At 72.0% G+C, this 15,399-nt stretch carries 13 protein-coding genes; 7 read left to right on the top strand and 6 right to left on the bottom strand.

Annotated elements, in window-relative coordinates; translation table 11 throughout:
- Positions 1-24 precede the first annotated feature (24 nt).
- Complete coding sequence (locus tag RCO28_RS27860; protein WP_374991266.1) at positions 25-1,359, top strand: M14 family metallocarboxypeptidase; 1,335 nt, start codon at positions 25-27, stop codon at positions 1,357-1,359.
- A gap of 97 nt (positions 1,360-1,456) precedes the next feature.
- Positions 1,457-3,181, top strand: coding sequence for a BCCT family transporter (locus RCO28_RS27855; protein WP_374991268.1), 1,725 nt, complete (start codon positions 1,457-1,459; stop codon positions 3,179-3,181).
- A 69-nt stretch (positions 3,182-3,250) separates the two neighbouring features.
- Here RCO28_RS27855 and RCO28_RS27850 read toward each other — a convergent pair whose 3' ends face one another.
- The gene (locus RCO28_RS27850; RefSeq protein ID WP_308944033.1) at positions 3,251-4,186 is read right to left on the bottom strand and encodes an FAD-dependent oxidoreductase; all 936 of its coding nucleotides are present in this window, start codon (positions 4,184-4,186) and stop codon (positions 3,251-3,253) included.
- 194 nt (positions 4,187-4,380) lie between these two features.
- Between RCO28_RS27850 and RCO28_RS27845 the strand changes: the two genes are divergently transcribed.
- Positions 4,381-5,424 carry an oxidoreductase gene (locus RCO28_RS27845; RefSeq protein ID WP_308944032.1) on the top strand — a complete coding sequence of 348 codons (1,044 nt, stop codon included), beginning with the start codon at positions 4,381-4,383 and terminating at the stop codon, positions 5,422-5,424.
- 84 nt (positions 5,425-5,508) lie between these two features.
- Here RCO28_RS27845 and RCO28_RS27840 read toward each other — a convergent pair whose 3' ends face one another.
- Positions 5,509-7,953 (bottom strand): Tex family protein, encoded by a 2,445-nt coding sequence (locus tag RCO28_RS27840; RefSeq protein ID WP_374991265.1) that lies wholly within the window; start codon positions 7,951-7,953, stop codon positions 5,509-5,511.
- A 163-nt stretch (positions 7,954-8,116) separates the two neighbouring features.
- Positions 8,117-8,980, bottom strand: coding sequence for a hypothetical protein (locus RCO28_RS27835; RefSeq protein ID WP_308944030.1), 864 nt, complete (start codon positions 8,978-8,980; stop codon positions 8,117-8,119).
- 112 nt (positions 8,981-9,092) lie between these two features.
- Here RCO28_RS27835 and RCO28_RS27830 point away from each other — a divergent pair, with 112 nt between their 5' ends.
- Both RCO28_RS27830 and RCO28_RS27825 read left to right on the top strand, forming a co-directional pair.
- Positions 9,093-10,079: a GlxA family transcriptional regulator gene (locus tag RCO28_RS27830; RefSeq protein ID WP_308944029.1), complete on the top strand. Its 987-nt coding sequence runs from the start codon at positions 9,093-9,095 to the stop codon at positions 10,077-10,079.
- Between the two features lie 223 nt (positions 10,080-10,302).
- Complete coding sequence (locus tag RCO28_RS27825) at positions 10,303-10,941, top strand: DJ-1/PfpI family protein (protein WP_308944028.1); 639 nt, start codon at positions 10,303-10,305, stop codon at positions 10,939-10,941.
- Here RCO28_RS27825 and RCO28_RS27820 read toward each other — a convergent pair.
- A complete protein-coding gene (locus RCO28_RS27820) occupies positions 10,932-11,708 on the bottom strand; it encodes an enoyl-CoA hydratase/isomerase family protein (RefSeq protein ID WP_308944027.1) in 777 nt (258 codons plus the stop codon). The two genes, RCO28_RS27825 and RCO28_RS27820, sit on opposite strands and share 10 nt — an antisense overlap.
- A gap of 93 nt (positions 11,709-11,801) precedes the next feature.
- On the opposite strand from RCO28_RS27820, the gene RCO28_RS27815 reads away from it, so the two are divergent.
- Both RCO28_RS27815 and RCO28_RS27810 read left to right on the top strand, forming a co-directional pair.
- Entirely contained in the window at positions 11,802-12,497 is a 696-nt protein-coding gene (locus RCO28_RS27815; RefSeq protein WP_308944026.1) for a DUF308 domain-containing protein, read from the top strand.
- 92 nt (positions 12,498-12,589) lie between these two features.
- Positions 12,590-13,108 carry an ATP-binding protein gene (locus tag RCO28_RS27810; protein ID WP_374991264.1) on the top strand — a complete coding sequence of 173 codons (519 nt, stop codon included), beginning with the start codon at positions 12,590-12,592 and terminating at the stop codon, positions 13,106-13,108.
- A gap of 108 nt (positions 13,109-13,216) precedes the next feature.
- Here the strand turns inward: RCO28_RS27810 and idi are convergent, their stop codons facing one another.
- Positions 13,217-13,807, bottom strand: coding sequence for an isopentenyl-diphosphate Delta-isomerase (gene idi, locus RCO28_RS27805; RefSeq protein WP_308944025.1), 591 nt, complete (start codon positions 13,805-13,807; stop codon positions 13,217-13,219).
- A 140-nt stretch (positions 13,808-13,947) separates the two neighbouring features.
- The gene (locus RCO28_RS27800) at positions 13,948-15,225 is read right to left on the bottom strand and encodes a bifunctional class I SAM-dependent methyltransferase/N-acetyltransferase (RefSeq protein ID WP_308944024.1); all 1,278 of its coding nucleotides are present in this window, start codon (positions 15,223-15,225) and stop codon (positions 13,948-13,950) included.
- Positions 15,226-15,399: the final 174 nt, after the last annotated feature.

Here is a 15,399-nt window from a genome sequence, read left to right as displayed (position 1 = left end):
CGACAAAGCAGGGAGGCACCACACTTGAGACCCCGCACCAGCACCCGCACCAGCACCCGCGCCCGCATCCGCACGCTCGCCCTCACCGCCGCCACCGTGCTCGCCGCGCCCCTCCTCGCCGTCCCGGCGACCGCGGCCGACGCCCGGGCAGCGGGCGACGGGCCCCGCACCGGCTTCGAGCTGAGTGACGGAGCCCGCTGGACCAGCCAGCCCGAGGAGCAGAAGTTCCTGACCGCGATCGACGGCGCCCACCGCGACGTCAGCATCGACCGGATCGGCACCACCCAGCAGAACCGCCCCGTGCAACTCGTCCGCATCGGCGGCGAGCGGCGCACCACCAACACCGTGCTGCTCATCTGCAGCCAGCACGGCGACGAGCCCTCCGGCCGCGAGGCCTGCCTCACCACCACCCGCGAGCTCGCAGCCGCCGGTGACCACGGGGACGCCCGCACCCGTGCCCTGCGCCGGAACACCACGTTCCTGATCGTGCCGACCGCCAATCCCGACGGCCGCGCCGCCAACACCCGCGGCAACTCCGACGGCGTCGACATCAACCGCGACCACATGGCCCTGAAGACCGCCGAGGGCCGCGCCCTGGCCGCCGTGATCCGCGACGAGCGCCCCGACGTCATCTACGACCTGCACGAGTACGGCGCCACCCCGCCGTACTACGACAAGGACCTCTTCGACCTCTGGCCCCGCAACCCCAACGTCGCCGACAGCGTGCACGGCGAGGCCAAGACCCTCTCCGGCGACTACGTCAGGCCCGCCGCCGAGGACCACGGCCACTCCACCGGCACGTACGGCATCTGGACCGACCCCGTCACCGGCGAGCCGATCAAGCAGACCGCGGGCGACGGCCAGGAGCGCATCCTGCGCAACGCGTCCGGCATCAAGCACGCGGTCGGCCTCCTGATCGAGAGCCGCGTCGACGCCCTCACCGAACAGGAGCAGTCCGACGAGGCGTTCAACAACCGACGCCGCGTCACCTCGCAACTCCACGCCCTCGACGGCCTCCTGTCGTACGCGGACGAGCGCGCCGGTCAGATCAGCGCCGCCACCGCCGCCGCCCGCACGGAGGGCCTCGCCGACCGCGGCCCCGTCTACACCGGCGGCGCCGACAACGACCCCGCCGAACCCTCCGAGACCCTCCAGGACCCGTCCTGCGGCTACACGCTCGACGCGGACCAGTACGCGGACGTCGGCGACGAGCTGCGGCTGCACGGGATCAAGGTCAAGCGCACCGACGAGGGCGCCTTCGTCCCCGTACGGCAGTCACTGCGGGCACTTGTGCCGCTGCTCCTCGACGAGCGTGCCCCGTATCACCTCACCGAGGCACGTCCGTTCGAAGATTGCTGATTGGGGTAATAGAACCAGGCCATGTGGTAAGGGGTAGCGGTGACTTGATTCCATACCTAGATTCAGTACCTCGAAGGGTGTGCCAGTGACACAAGATCTGGGAAAGACCGCTGACCGGGGAGACCCACCAGGTGGGTCGGTGGAACTCCCCGGCAGTCCGCACGAGGGGCCGCCGCCGCAGACGGACAGAGTGGTGTTCGGCGTCACCGCCGTCCTCACCCTCGCGTTCGTGGTCTGGGGCGCGGTCTCCACGGACACGCTGGAAAGTGTCTCCACCACCATGCTGAACGGGCTCATCCACAACGGCGGCTGGGCCTTCGTGCTCGCGGCCTCGGGCTTCGTGGTCTTCGCGCTCTGGCTGGCCATCAGCCGGTACGGGAAGATCACCCTCGGTGCGGAGGGCGAGGGGCCTGAGTTCCGTACGGTGTCCTGGATCGCCATGATGTTCAGCGCCGGTATGGGCATCGGCCTGATGTTCTACGGCGTCAGCGAGCCGCTCACGCACTACACCTCGCCGCCGCCCGGCACCTCACCTGCCGACTCGGGCGCGCAGATGGAGGTGTCGATGGCCACGACCCTCTTCCACTGGACGCTGCACCCGTGGGCGATCTACGCCGTGGCCGGTCTCGCCATCGCGTACAGCTGTTTCCGGCGCCGCAGGCGGCAGACCATCAGCGCCGTCTTCACACCGCTGATCGGTGAGAAGAACGCCAACGGCGGCATCGGCCGGGCCATCGACATCCTCGCGATCTTCGCGACGCTCTTCGGCTCCGCCGCCTCCCTCGGCCTCGGCGCCCTGCAGATCGCCAACGGCATGCGGGAGCTCGACTGGGCCAGCCGCGTCAGCACCGCCGTCCTCGTCTCCATCATCGCCGTCCTCACGGTCGCCTTCGTGGCCTCCGCGGTGTCCGGTGTGGAGAAGGGCATCCAGTGGCTGTCCAACATCAACATGGTGCTCGCGGGTGTCCTCGCGGCCTTCGTCTTCGTGGTCGGCCCGACGGTCCTGGTCCTCGACCTGGTGCCCACCTCCGTCGCCGCGTTCCTCGGCGACCTGCCGATGATGGCCGGGCGTACGGAAGCAGCCAGCGGTGAGGACATCGCCACCTGGCTCGGCGGCAACACGGTCTTCTACTGGGCCTGGTGGATCTCCTGGACGCCCTTCGTGGGCATGTTCATCGCCCGCATCAGCCGCGGCCGCACCATCCGCCAGTTCATCGGCGGCGTCATCCTGGTCCCGTCCACCGTGAGCCTCATCTGGTTCGCGATCTTCGGCGGTACGGCGATGCAGCTGAGCGAGCACGGCCGCCTCAGCACCGACCTGTCGGTCGAGGGCCAGCTCTTCGGCGTCCTGGCGGAGTACCCGATCGCCACCGTCATGAGCCTGCTCGTGATGCTCCTGGTGGCCATCTTCTTCGTCTCCGGCGCCGACGCCGCGTCCATCGTCATGGGCACGCTCTCCCAGAAGGGCACGTTCGAGCCGACCCGGTTCGTCGTCATCTTCTGGGGCGTGGTCACCGGTGCCGTCGCGGCCATCATGCTGCTCGTCGGCGGTGGTGGCGACGACGCCCTGACGGGTCTGAAGAACCTCACCATCCTCGTCGCGGCACCGTTCGCGGTGGTCATGGTCGGCATGTGCTGGGCGCTGATGCGCGACCTGCGCCACGACCCGCTGATCGTGCGCGGCGAGAAGGGCGAGGAGGCCGTCGAGATGGCGGTCATCGCGGGCCACGAGAAGTACGACGGAGACTTCGAGCTCCGCATCGGCCCGTCGGACACGGAGCCGCCGTCCGCTCCCGCGGACCGGACGGACGCGAAGCCGTAGCGCTTCCCGCTCTCCCGGCACACACTCGGCGGCGCCGCCCCCCAGGAGGGGGCGGCGCCGCCGCCTGATTCAGCCGCCCACCATCCCCGCCGCAGCCTCCGCACACCCCCAAGCCACCGTGACCCCCGCCCCACCGTGACCGTAGTTGTGCACCAACACCCCACCCCCGTCGACCCGTTCGCGCTCAAGCCGCACCACAGCCCGCGCGGGCCGCAGCCCGACCCGATGCGCAAGAACGCGGGCATCGGCGACCTCCGGACGGACCCGCGCGCAGCGCGCCACGATGGCCGCAGCCGTCGCCGGATCAGGCTCACGCTCCCACGCGCCCTCCTCCGCCGTCCCTCCGAGCACCAGCCCGTACGGCTGCGGCAGCAGATACGTCGTCTCGGCGGCCGCCCCGGCACCCGTCGCCACGAACCACTCCGCGACCCCTGGGTTCTCCACGACGACCAACTGCCCGCGCACCGGATGCACCTCGGGGTCGTCCGCCAGTGAACGCGCCCCGAGCCCGGTGCAGTTGACCACCACAGCAGCATCGGCCGTGGCCTCGCGCAGGTCCGTCACCGTGCGCGGCTCGACCCGACCGCCCGCGGCGGCCAGCCGATCCTCCAAGTACGACAGATGAGTCGGCATGTCGATCAACGGCACCGTCGCCCGCAACCCCCGCCCCTCGACCTCCCGCAGCCCCGGCACGGCCTTCGCCCACCGCCCGAGATCCGCCGCCCTGGCGTCCGCCATCGTGCCCGCGACCAGCCGTACGCCGGTCGTCGACGGCTGGTCCGCCAGCGGCACGTACACGTCGAGGGAGCGCAGCGACCACTCCTCGACGAGGGCCTGCGGCTCGATCCGGTACGGCCAGCACAGCCCGCCCGCCACGGCCGACGTGCACTCCGCGGCCTTCTCCCGCGCCCAGACCCGTACCCGCTCGCCCCGCTCGGCGAGGACCACGGCCGTCGTCAGGCCGATGATCCCGCCGCCCACCACGATCACTTCAGCAGCAGTCATGCCCGGACCCTAAGCGGGTGTTCCGCCGCTGCCCAGAGGGCCGGGACCGATCCCGCGATCGATGCGGTCATCCATGCGGCGATCCATTCAGCCATCGATGCGGCGCTGCATGCAGCCATCCATGCAGCCATCCATGCGGCGATCGATCGAGTTCCGGATGCTCACAACCCCGCCCCACCGGGAATACTCCGCACATGTCTGCCGACTACACGTCCTTCGGCCTGGCCCCGGCGACCCGCGCCGGGGGAGTCCTCGCGGACGGTGGCTATCAAGTGCACCGGGATTTCCTGGACTTCATCATCGACGGCCGCCCGCTGCTGTTCCAGCTCGCCGACCTCGACGCGGTCTCCCCGCTCGCCGCGGACGTGCCGCCCGCCATCTTCATCGACCATGTACGCCGCCTTCTCCTGGAGGCGGACGCCCCGCTCGCCGACGGCCGGTACGTGATCTACGGCTGCCCGGAGTGCGAGGCTCTGGCCTGCGGCGCGGTGACGGCGGTCATCGAGCGCGCCGAAGGTGACGCCTATGTGTGGCGGGACTTCGCCTGGCAGACCGACGAACACGCCGACCTGGAGCTCAACGGCTACCACGGCATCGGCCCGTTCCGCTTCCGTGCGGAGGAGTACCGGGGTTCCTTGCGCCGCCTGCTCGAGGCCGAGGAGACCGCCGACGGTGCCGCTGCCCGCCGCCGCGTCCTCCTGGTCGGCGCCCGCGCGGCCGTCCTGGCGAAGCTCGCCGCCGCGCTCCGGATCATCGGCATCGGCGCGGAGATCCTGCCCGCCGACGGCACGCTCGACATCCCTCCCGAGGAGCTGCGCACCTACGGCGCCGTCGCCTTCGGCCGAGCCGTCACGGACGCCCAACGCGCCGTGATACGCGGGGAGTTCGAGCGGGCGGGCCTCTTCGTGGCGTACGTCGACGGCCTCGCCCCGATCGTCCCGCTCCTGGTCGCCCAGATCGAACAGGCCCTGGGCGAGGGCCAGTTCACCCGGCACCGGCTTGCCGGTCTCGCGGTGATCGACGGCGAGGCGGACGTCCAGGTCACCTCGACCTGCCGCGTCCGCCTCACCGCGTACCGCCTGGACCGCCTCCACCGCGCCCACACCCACGAGGTCTACGAGGGCGTCCTGGAGCCCGGCAGCCATCGCATCGCCCTGGCCCCCGGCGCGGTACGGGGCCAGGCGTTCCTGGTGGCCCGGGCGCCGGGAGCGGTGGCGGTGACTCCGGTGCGCCGATAAATCAGCCCCTCCGGCATTTGAGGAGCGGGGTCTGGGGCGGAGCCCCAGTTACGGGAAGGGGAGGGGAGGGAAGACCGGCCCCAACTACCGCCCGCGCTTGCCCTCGTCCAGCAACCCCGCCTTCCGCAACGCATCCGCCATCGCACTGTTGGCAGGCGGTGCCGCCTGCCGGCCTCCACCGCCACCACCACGCCGGTCACGGCCACCGCCGCCACCACCGCCCCGCTGCTGCGGAGGCCGCCCGCCACGCTCGCGCCGCTGTCCCTTGGCCGAGTCGCCCGCGCCCGAACTGCCCTCCGCCGCACCGGAGTTAGCCTCATCGTCCAGCCGCAGCGTCAGCGAGATCCGCTTGCGCGGGATGTCGACGTCGAGGACCTTCACCTTCACGATGTCGCCCGGCTTCACCACGTCCCGCGGGTCCTTGACGAAGGTCTTGGACATCGCCGAGACGTGCACGAGACCGTCCTGGTGCACACCGACGTCCACGAACGCGCCGAACGCCGCGACGTTCGTCACGACCCCTTCGAGCACCATGCCCGCCGACAGGTCCGCGATCTTCTCGACGCCCTCCTTGAAGGTGGCCGTCTTGAACGCCGGCCGCGGGTCGCGCCCCGGCTTCTCCAGCTCGCGCAGGATGTCCGTGACCGTCGGCAGGCCGAAGGTGTCGTCCACGTACTCCGTGGGCCGCAGGGAGCGCAGCACGCCGGTGTTGCCGATCAAGGACGCGACCTCGCCGCCCGCCGACTTCACCATCCGCCGCACCACCGGGTACGCCTCGGGGTGCACGGCGGAGGCGTCCAGCGGGTCGTCCCCGCCGCGGATGCGCAGGAAGCCCGCGCACTGCTCGTACGCCTTCGGGCCGAGCCGCGCCACGTCTTTCAGGCCCTTGCGGTTCCGGTACGGGCCGTTGGCGTCGCGGTGCGCCACGATGTTCTCCGCGAGGCCCGAGCCGATGCCGGAGACGCGGGCCAGCAGCGGGGCGGACGCGGTGTTCACGTCCACGCCGACGCCGTTCACGCAGTCCTCGACCACCGCGTCGAGCGAGCGGGACAGCTTCACCTCGGACAGATCGTGCTGGTACTGCCCGACGCCGATGGACTTCGGGTCGATCTTCACCAGCTCGGCAAGGGGGTCCTGCAGACGGCGCGCGATGGATACCGCGCCGCGGATCGACACGTCCAGGTCCGGCAGCTCCTGCGAGGCGAACGCCGAGGCGGAGTACACGGAGGCACCGGCCTCCGACACCATCACCTTGGTGAGCTTCAACTCCGGGTGCTTGGCGATGAGTTCACCGGCGAGCTTGTCCGTCTCGCGGGAGGCCGTGCCGTTGCCGATCGCGATCAGGTCGACCGAGTGCCGCGCGGCCAGCTCGGCCAGCTTCGCGAGCGCCGCGTCCCACTTGTTGGCCGGGACGTGCGGGTAGACCGTGTCCGTCGCGACGACCTTGCCGGTGGCGTCGACCACGGCGACCTTCACACCCGTACGGAAACCGGGGTCCAGGCCGAGCGTCGCGCGCGTGCCCGCGGGCGCGGCGAGCAGCAGGTCCCGCAGATTCGCCGCGAACACCTTGACGGCCTCGTCCTCGGCGGCGGTACGGAGCCGCAGCCGCAGGTCGATCCCGAGGTGCACGAGGATCCGCGTCCGCCAGGCCCAACGCACCGTGTCGAGCAGCCACTTGTCACCCGGCCGGCCACGGTCGGCGATGCCGAAGCGGTGCGCGACGATCGGCTCGTACGAGGACGTGGCGGCGGGAGCGGTCGCAGCGCTGTCGGCGGGCTCCTCGGGCTCCAGGGCGAGGTCGAGGACCTCCTCCTTCTCGCCGCGCAGCATCGCGAGGACGCGGTGCGAGGGCAGCTCGGTGAAGGGCTCCGCGAAGTCGAAGTAGTCGGCGAACTTGGCGCCCTCGGTCTCCTTGCCCTCGCGGACCTTCGCCGCGAGCCGCCCGCGCGTCCACATCCGCTCGCGCAGCTCGCCGATGAGGTCGGCGTCCTCGCCGAAGCGCTCGGTGAGGATGGCCCGCGCGCCGTCAAGGGCGGCCTGCGGTTCGGCGACGCCCTTCTCGGCGTCCACGAACGCGGCGGCCGCCGCGAGCGGCTCCACGGACGGGTCGCCGAGCAGCCCGTCCGCCAGCGGTTCGAGGCCCGCCTCGCGCGCGATCTGCGCCTTCGTACGACGCTTGGGCTTGAAGGGCAGATAGATGTCCTCGAGGCGCGCCTTGGTCTCGGCGCCCCGGATCTGCGCTTCAAGGTCCTCGGTCAACTTGCCCTGTTCCCGCACCGAGTCGAGGATCGCCGAGCGCCGGTCCTCCAGCTCCCGCAGGTAGCGCAGCCGCTCCTCCAACGTGCGCAGCTGCGCATCGTCGAGCATCTCGGTGGCTTCCTTGCGGTACCGGGCGATGAACGGCACCGTCGAACCGCCGTCGAGCAGCTCGACGGCGGCCTTCACCTGCCGTTCCCGTACGCCGAGCTCCTCGGCGATCCTGCCCTCGACGGACCCTGCGACGGGTGTCGGTGTCGCCCCTGTGGTCACGATTCCCCTACCGCCTTCTCGCTGAGCTTGAACTGGCATTGTGGCAGGTGGCAGTGACACTCCGGGATCGGGTGCGCCCGTGCACGCCCCGCGCGGGGCTCCCGCCGCCGGTCAGACCCGGTGTGCCCGGCGCGTCGCAGGGGGAGCCCCGTCAGTGGTCCGCTCAGCTCTTGCCGAGGAGATCGGCCGGGAACGCGCCCGCCGCGAGTGCCGTCCCGATGAACCCGGTCGCCAGCTCGGTCAGGCGCTCCACGCCTTCGGCGCCCAGGTGCTCGTACGGGGCGGCGTCGAGGCGGTCGGTGGCGTCCTCGATCCCGGCGCGCAGGGTGACGCCCGCCTCCGTCAACTCCCCGTCGGCGCCGAGCAGTTCGCGCTCCCGCAGCCGCTGCGTGGCCGCGTCCCAGTCGTCCTGGGTCCAGCCGCGGGTGGCGAAGATCCACTTGGGCGCCATGCCCTTGCCGGTCGCGGTGTGGCTGGCCAGCGCCTCGACCGGGTCGAGCCCGGCGTCCAGGAGCGCGGCGAGATGGCCGTCGCCGCGGTGCTCGCGCAGCAGCGTCGCCGCGTGCCAGTAGGCGAGGTGCGGCTCCTGCGGTACGGGCAGGTCGGCGTGCGCGGCGTACAGCGGGCGGGCGTGCCGGGTGCAGGCCTCGGTGGCGCGCAGCGCGAGCCGGGCCGCCTCCGCCATCGCGTCCGAGGTCAGCGCCTCGTCGCCGAGCAGCCGCCGCAGCGTGGAGTCGACGGAGCGAAGGCGCGCGGCGAGCACCTCCTCGGGTGACGCGGTGTCCCAGACATCGGGCAGCGCCTTGGCGACCAGATCGTGCCTGAAGCTGTAGAAGGACGCCGTGACGACACCGGGGCCGACCCGGCCGAACGCGGCGGCGCGACCGGCGAAGTAGGCGGTGCTGCGGTCCTCGACGCCGAGCGCGCTGAGCTCCGCGGTGAAGTCGGGGGAGAAGTAGACGGTGGAGTGCAGCGGGTTCACGACGTTGTGACAGCGGCGTCCGGCGCGCGCGGGCAGAGTGGTCATGACCGGCACGCTACCGACTGGTTGGTACGGCGTGAAGGGCGGGGCCCCGATGGCAGGAAAGGTGGGTTCTTCGTCATTGCGGCCATCCGCGCCCGGCAGAAGAATCGACCGCATGAAGCCCCAGCACACCGGTCGCGGCCGAGCGGCCAAGGATGTGCTCGTGGTCCTCTTCGACGAGGTCCAGAGCCTCGACGTGACGGGCCCTGTCGAGGTCTTCGCGGGCGCGACCCACGCGGCCGAGGCCCCCGGCTACCGCGTCCGCACCGCCTCCCTCGACGGCGCCCCGGTCCGTACGTCCAGCGGGCTCACCCTCGTGCCGGACGGGGCTCTCGCCGACGGGCCCGCCCCGCACACCCTGCTTGTACCGGGCGGGCACGGCACCCGCTCCTCGAACCCCCGCCTGACCGACGCCGTACGTGACATCGCCTCGCGCACACGGCGGTTGGTGTCCGTCTGCACCGGCGCCCTGCTGCTCGCCGAGGCCGGACTGCTCGACGGCAGGCGGGCCACCACGCACTGGATGTTCTGCGAGAAGCTGGCCCGCGACCACCCCGAGGTGCGGGTCGACGCGGACCGGATCTACGTACGCGACGGACATGTCGCCACCTCCGCGGGCGTCACCGCGGGCATCGACCTGGCGCTCGCCCTCGTCGAGGAGGATCTCGGCCGCGACATCGCCCTGACCGTCGCCCGGCACCTGGTGGTGTTTCTGCGCCGACCCGGCAACCAGGCCCAGTTCAGCGCCCAGTTGGCCGCGCAGACCGCGCAGCGCGCGCCGCTGCGCGAGGTGCAGCAGTGGATCACCGAGCAGCCCGCGTCCGACCTGTCCGTGGAGGCGCTCGCCGAGCGCGCCCGGCTCTCGCCCCGGCACTTCGCGCGCGCCTTCCAGGCGGAGACGGGCACGACCCCCGGCCGGTACGTGGAACGGGTCCGCCTCGAACACGCGCGGCGGCTGTTGGAGGACACCGCCGACGGCGTCGAACAGGTCGCCCGCGCCTGCGGCTACGGGACGCCGGAGGCGATGCGGCGCGCGTTCCTGAAGCACTTGGGCGCGGGCCCGTCGGACTACCGCCGCCGTTTCCGTACGGCGGCGGGCTGATTTCTCCCCTGACTCGCTCCTGTCTTTCAGGGGGCGCGGGGAACTGCGCGACCAGCCACGACGGCGGGTCAGCCGAACGAACAGCGCCGCAGCCACGCGGCGCCAGCCGCATATCGACACAGCCGGGAAGGGGCGGGCGGGGAGAAACAACGCCCGAAAGCCACCGACCACCGGCACCCACACCGACCACCGGCACCCACACCCACACCCGAAAGGTCCCGCAATGCAGATTGCGATCCTCCTCTACGAAGGCTTCACCGCCCTCGACGCCATCGGCCCGTACCAGACCCTGAATCCGCTCCCGGACGCCGACGTCCTGTTCGTCGCCGAGCACGAAGGGCCCGTCACCGACGACAACGGCACCCTGACCGTCACCCCGGCGAAGACCCTCGCCGAGGTGGAGCGGCCCGACCTCGTCGTCGTACCGGGCGGGCCGCCCACCAGCGTGGAGCCGCAGATGGCGAACCCGGCGGTCGTCGAGTGGCTGCGCGCGGCCGACGCGCACAGCACCTGGACGACCTCCGTCTGCACGGGCTCGCTGCTGCTCGGCGCGGCCGGGTTCCTGAAGGGCCGCCGCGCCACCTCGCACTGGCTCGCCCTGGACGCCCTTGCGGGTCTCGGCGCCGAACCGACCGGCGAGCGCGTGGTGTTCGACGGCAAGTACGTCACCGCCGCCGGAGTCTCCTCCGGCATCGACATGGGCCTGACCCTGGCCGGGAAGATCGCCGGAGACCCGTACGCGCAGGGCATCCAGCTGATGATCGAGTACGACCCGCAGCCCCCGTACGACGCGGGCTCACCGGAGAAGGCCCCGGCCGAACTGGTCGAGAAGTTCCGCGCCGAGGAGGCCGCTCAGGCCTGATCCGCGGCCGGGCTCCAGGTGAAGCGGGGCGCCCGGCGCTCCAGGAAGGCGGCGACACCCTCGGCGGTGTCGCCGCTGCCGCGCGCCTGCTCGGTCCAGTGCCCGGCCCGGTCCGCGCGGCCCGCCGCGAACTCCTTCGCCGCCGCCTGCGTGAGCAGCGAGCGCGAGGCGAGGACCCGCGCGAACTCGCCGACCCGCTTGTCCAGTTCGCCCGGCGCGTGCACCTCGTCCACGAGCCCGGTGCGCAGCGCCCGCGCGGAGTCGATCAACTCCCCGGAGAACAGCAGGTACTTGGCGGTCGCCGGGCCGACCAGGTCCACCAGGCGCCGGGTCGACGAGGCCGCGTACACGATGCCCAGCTTCGCCGGGGTGATCCCGAACGACGAGCCCTCCTCGGCGAACCGCAGATCGCACGCGCCCGCCAGTTGGCAGCCGCCGCCCACGCAGAAGCCCCGTACCGCCGCGAGGGTCGGCTTCGGGAAGGACGCGAGCGCCTCCTCGGCGGCCACGGCGAGCTCCTGCGCCTCGGCCGCCGAGGCCCGCAGGCCCGAGATGTCCGCACCGGCGCAGAAGGTGGGGCCCGCGCCGGTCAGCACCAGGACACGCACCCGGGGGTCGGCCGCGAGCCGGTCGAGCAGCGGCGGCAGCGCACGCCACATGTCGGTGGTCATCGCGTTGCGCTTGGCGGGGTGGTCGATGACGACGGTCGCGACGGAGTCGGCGACCGCGTGCCGCAGCCGCGGCCCGGTGAGCTCGGAGTGCGCCATGCGCCGGATGCTATCCGTACGGTGCGAACGTACGATCGGCAAGGGGGCGGCAGGCGCGGACAGAGGCGGGGGCCCGGCTCCAGGAGGCGCTCGATGGCCAAGCAGACCAAGGCCACCACCCCCAAGGTCACGACCCCCGAGGAAGACGGCAGAAAGCTCAGGCGCGGCTTCGTCGTCCTTGCCCTGCTCGGCGCGGTCCTGGTGATCGGCGGCCTCGTCGGACTGATCTACGTCGGTGTCGCCACGCTCACCTCGATGTTCCTCTTCGGCTGGCTGCTGCTCATCGGCGGTCTCGTCGGACTGCTCCAGTCGGTCCAGCTGCGCGGCACCAGCGTGTTCTGGCTGGGCGTGGTGGTCGCGGCGCTCTACATCGCGGCCGGTGCGGTCGTCCTGCGCCACCCGGAGGGCACCGCCGAGGCCCTGACCATGTTCGCCGCGCTGCTGTTCCTCGCGGGCGGGGTGTTCCGCCTGGTGGGCAGCGTCGTCGTACGCGGTCCGCACTTCGGCCTGACCCTCGTGCAGGGCGCGTTCGGCCTGCTCCTCGGCGTCCTGGTGCTCGCCGAGTGGCCGGGCAGCAGCCTGTACGTCATCGGTACGTTCTTCTCGCTCGCGCTGCTCTTCGACGGACTCGGCCTGATCGCCCTCGGCCTCGGCGGACGCCGGCTCGTCCGGTACGTGACGGACTCGGTGACCCCGGGTAACGCGGAGGCCGGCGGGGACTCGGGTGACCCCTTGAGCAAGGGGAGCTTGAAGGCGGAACAAGATGAGCAAGATCAGTCGCCCAATTGACTCCGGCGCGCGTCTGCGATCAGAAGTCATCGATAGGTGACCAGTTCTGATCACTTCGGTGGCAAGGGGACGTTCCTTATCAAACTCGAAGTGTGGCGACAATCGAGCGTGAGGGCAGGGACCGGACGATGGGCGACCACGGCAGCGCGGCAGCCGACCCGACATCGGCGGCCGGACCGTTGCCGTACGAAGGAGTCTGGCGGTTCACCGCACCCGCGGTCGACGCCTCGGTACCGCAGGCCCGCCGCGCGGTGCGCGACCTGCTCGCCCGCCAGGGGGTGCCCGCGTCCGACGACGTCGTCCAGGGGCTCCTCCTGATCGTCTCGGAGCTGGTCACCAACTCCGTACGGCACGCGGCCCTGCTCTCGCCGATGATCGCGGTCGAGGTCGCCGTCGGCGCCGAGTGGGTCCGCGTCGCGGTGGAGGACAACCATCCGTACCGGCCCACCGCCCTGGTCGCCGAGGAGAGCCAGACCGGCGGCCGCGGCCTGCTGCTCGTCCGGGAGATCACCAAGGAGGCCGGGGGCGCCTGCGACGCCGAGCACACGGCGACCGGCGGCAAGATCATCTGGGCCGCGCTGCCCCTCAAGCCGGGCCCCACCCCCGTATAGCGAAACGGGCTCCGCCGCCCGTATAGCCAAGCGGTCCCCGCCCCCGTACAGCGAAACGGGCCCCGCACCCGTCGAGGTGCGAGGCCCGTGCGCCAGGTCCGGCCGGTGCTACCAGTTGGCCGCCGGGCCCGTCAGCTCCTCGATCGCCGGACGTGCCGCCTGAAGCACCGTCATGAACCAGGCGGAGAACGGCACTTGGTCGTGGCGCACGGCCAGCTCGTCCGCCGTCACGAAGGCCGTCTCCGCGATCTCCTCCGGATCCGGCCGCAGCGGCGCCTGCACCATGCCGACGAACAGATGGTTGAACTCCTGCTCCACCAGGCCCGATTCCGGATCCGGGTGGTTGTAGCGCACGGTGCCCGCCTCGGCCATCAGCGAGGGCGACACTCCCAGCTCCTCGTACGTACGCCGCGCGGCCGCCGCGAACGGCGACTCACCTGGGTACGGGTGCCCGCAGCACGTGTTGGACCACACGCCGGGGGAGTGGTACTTGCCGAGAGCGCGGCGCTGGATCAGGAGCCGGCCGCGCTCGTCGAAGAGGAACACCGAGAACGCCCGGTGCAGCTGACCGGGGGCCTGGTGGGCGGCGAGCTTCTCCGCGGTGCCGATCGTGTTGCCGTCCTCGTCGACGAGCTCGAGCAGGATCTCTGCGGCGGAGCCGTTCGTGGTGTTCGCCGCGGCGCCTTGTGTGATCGGCATAACCATCCTTCGATTCGGTCTTCGACCCCACAAGTCTGCCGTACGCATACGGCGCATCCCGACACTTCTCGGAACCGCATGTCATGTCCCGTCCCCGGCGCGCGACCCGCACGCCGGGGACGGAACGGCGATTTCAGGGCTCAGACCCCGAACGCCGCCGGATAGGCGACCGTGCCGCTCGGCAGCTCCCGCTCCGAGGCGTCGAGGGCCAGCGCCATCACCGCCTCGTCCGGTACGTCGAAGGCCACCCGGACCCCGAGACCGGAAGCGCGCGTGAAGCCGAACCTCGGGTAGTACCCGGGATGCCCGAGCACCACCACGAGCCGCTCCTCACCGCGCGCCCGCGCCGCGTCGAGCACGGCCGCGATCACGGCCGAACCCGCGCCCTGCCCCTGGAGCTCCGGCTCGGTGGCGACCGGCGCCAGGCACAGCGCCGCCCTGCCACCGACCCGGCAGCGTGTCAACAGGGCGTACGCGGCGATCCGGCCGTCCGGCCCTTCGGCCACGTACGAAAGCCCGTCGATCCAGGCGTCCGGGTCGGCGCGGAGGGCATCGACGAGCCGGGCCTCGTCCTCGGTGGGGAACGCCGCCGCGTTGACCGCGTGCACGGTCGCGACGTCCGCCGCCCGCTCGGGGCGCACGCGCCAGCGCGAGTCCTTGAGGACATAGCCGGTATAGCCGTACTCACCGCCGTGCTCCGCCCGCATCCGGATCTCCTCGCGGGTGGCGGCGAGCGCCCCGGCCATGCCGGGCTCCCGCGGATCGGCGGCGTCGGCCCGCTCGGCGAGCGGGCCGTAGTACGCGTCCCAGTCGGACTCGGGCTGGTGGTGGACCCCGAGCACGGAGTACCCGGCGGCCGCCGCGGCCCAGCGGTTCGCCGCGCCCGTGCGCAGCGCGTAGTGCCGGTCCCAGAAGGCGCGGGCCTCGCGGGACGGCGCAGCGGTGGTCCACTCGCACTCGGTGAGCACCAGTGCGCCCCCGGGCGCGAGCAATCGGCGCCAGGAGCGCAGCGCGGTGTCGAAGCCGATGCTGTACGCCGAACTCTCCGCCCACACCATGTCGTACGAGCCGTCGGGCAGCGGCAGTTCGCCCATGTCGGCCTGGACGGTGGTGATGCGGTCGCCGAGCCCGCGTGCGGCCGCGGCCTCGTCGAGCTCGTCGAGGAACGGGCGGTGCAGGTCGACGGCGGTCACCTCGGCGCCGGCTTCCGCGGCGAGCAGCAGCGCGGCACGGCCGGGGCCGCAGCCCAGGTCGAGGATGCGCGGCCGCTCGGGCAGGGGGCCGACGAGGGAGAGGAGGTGCCGGGTGGTGGCGTCGGAGCCGGGGCCCTGCCGGGGGAGTCCGTGGTGCAGGGCGAAGAAGGCCTCGTAGGAGGCGGCCTCGGTGGAGGCGTCGTTGACGTCGTTGTGGTCGGACAACGTGAGAACCCTTTGGGTGGGGTGGGTTCGCGGGCGGGGGTACCCCCTGGTCGAGCGGAGCCCGGAGGAGCTCTCGCCGGTCAGCCGCGAGCCCGGAGAACAGGGACGACCATGTCGCTGCGCACGGCAGCGCGGAACGCGACAGTCATCAACCCACCTCCAAGATCGATGGCC

Origin of the sequence: Streptomyces sp. LHD-70, assembly GCF_031157275.1 — a bacterium.
In the GTDB taxonomy this organism is placed as follows: domain Bacteria; phylum Actinomycetota; class Actinomycetes; order Streptomycetales; family Streptomycetaceae; genus Streptomyces.
This window is presented reverse-complemented; position numbering and strand designations above follow the sequence as displayed.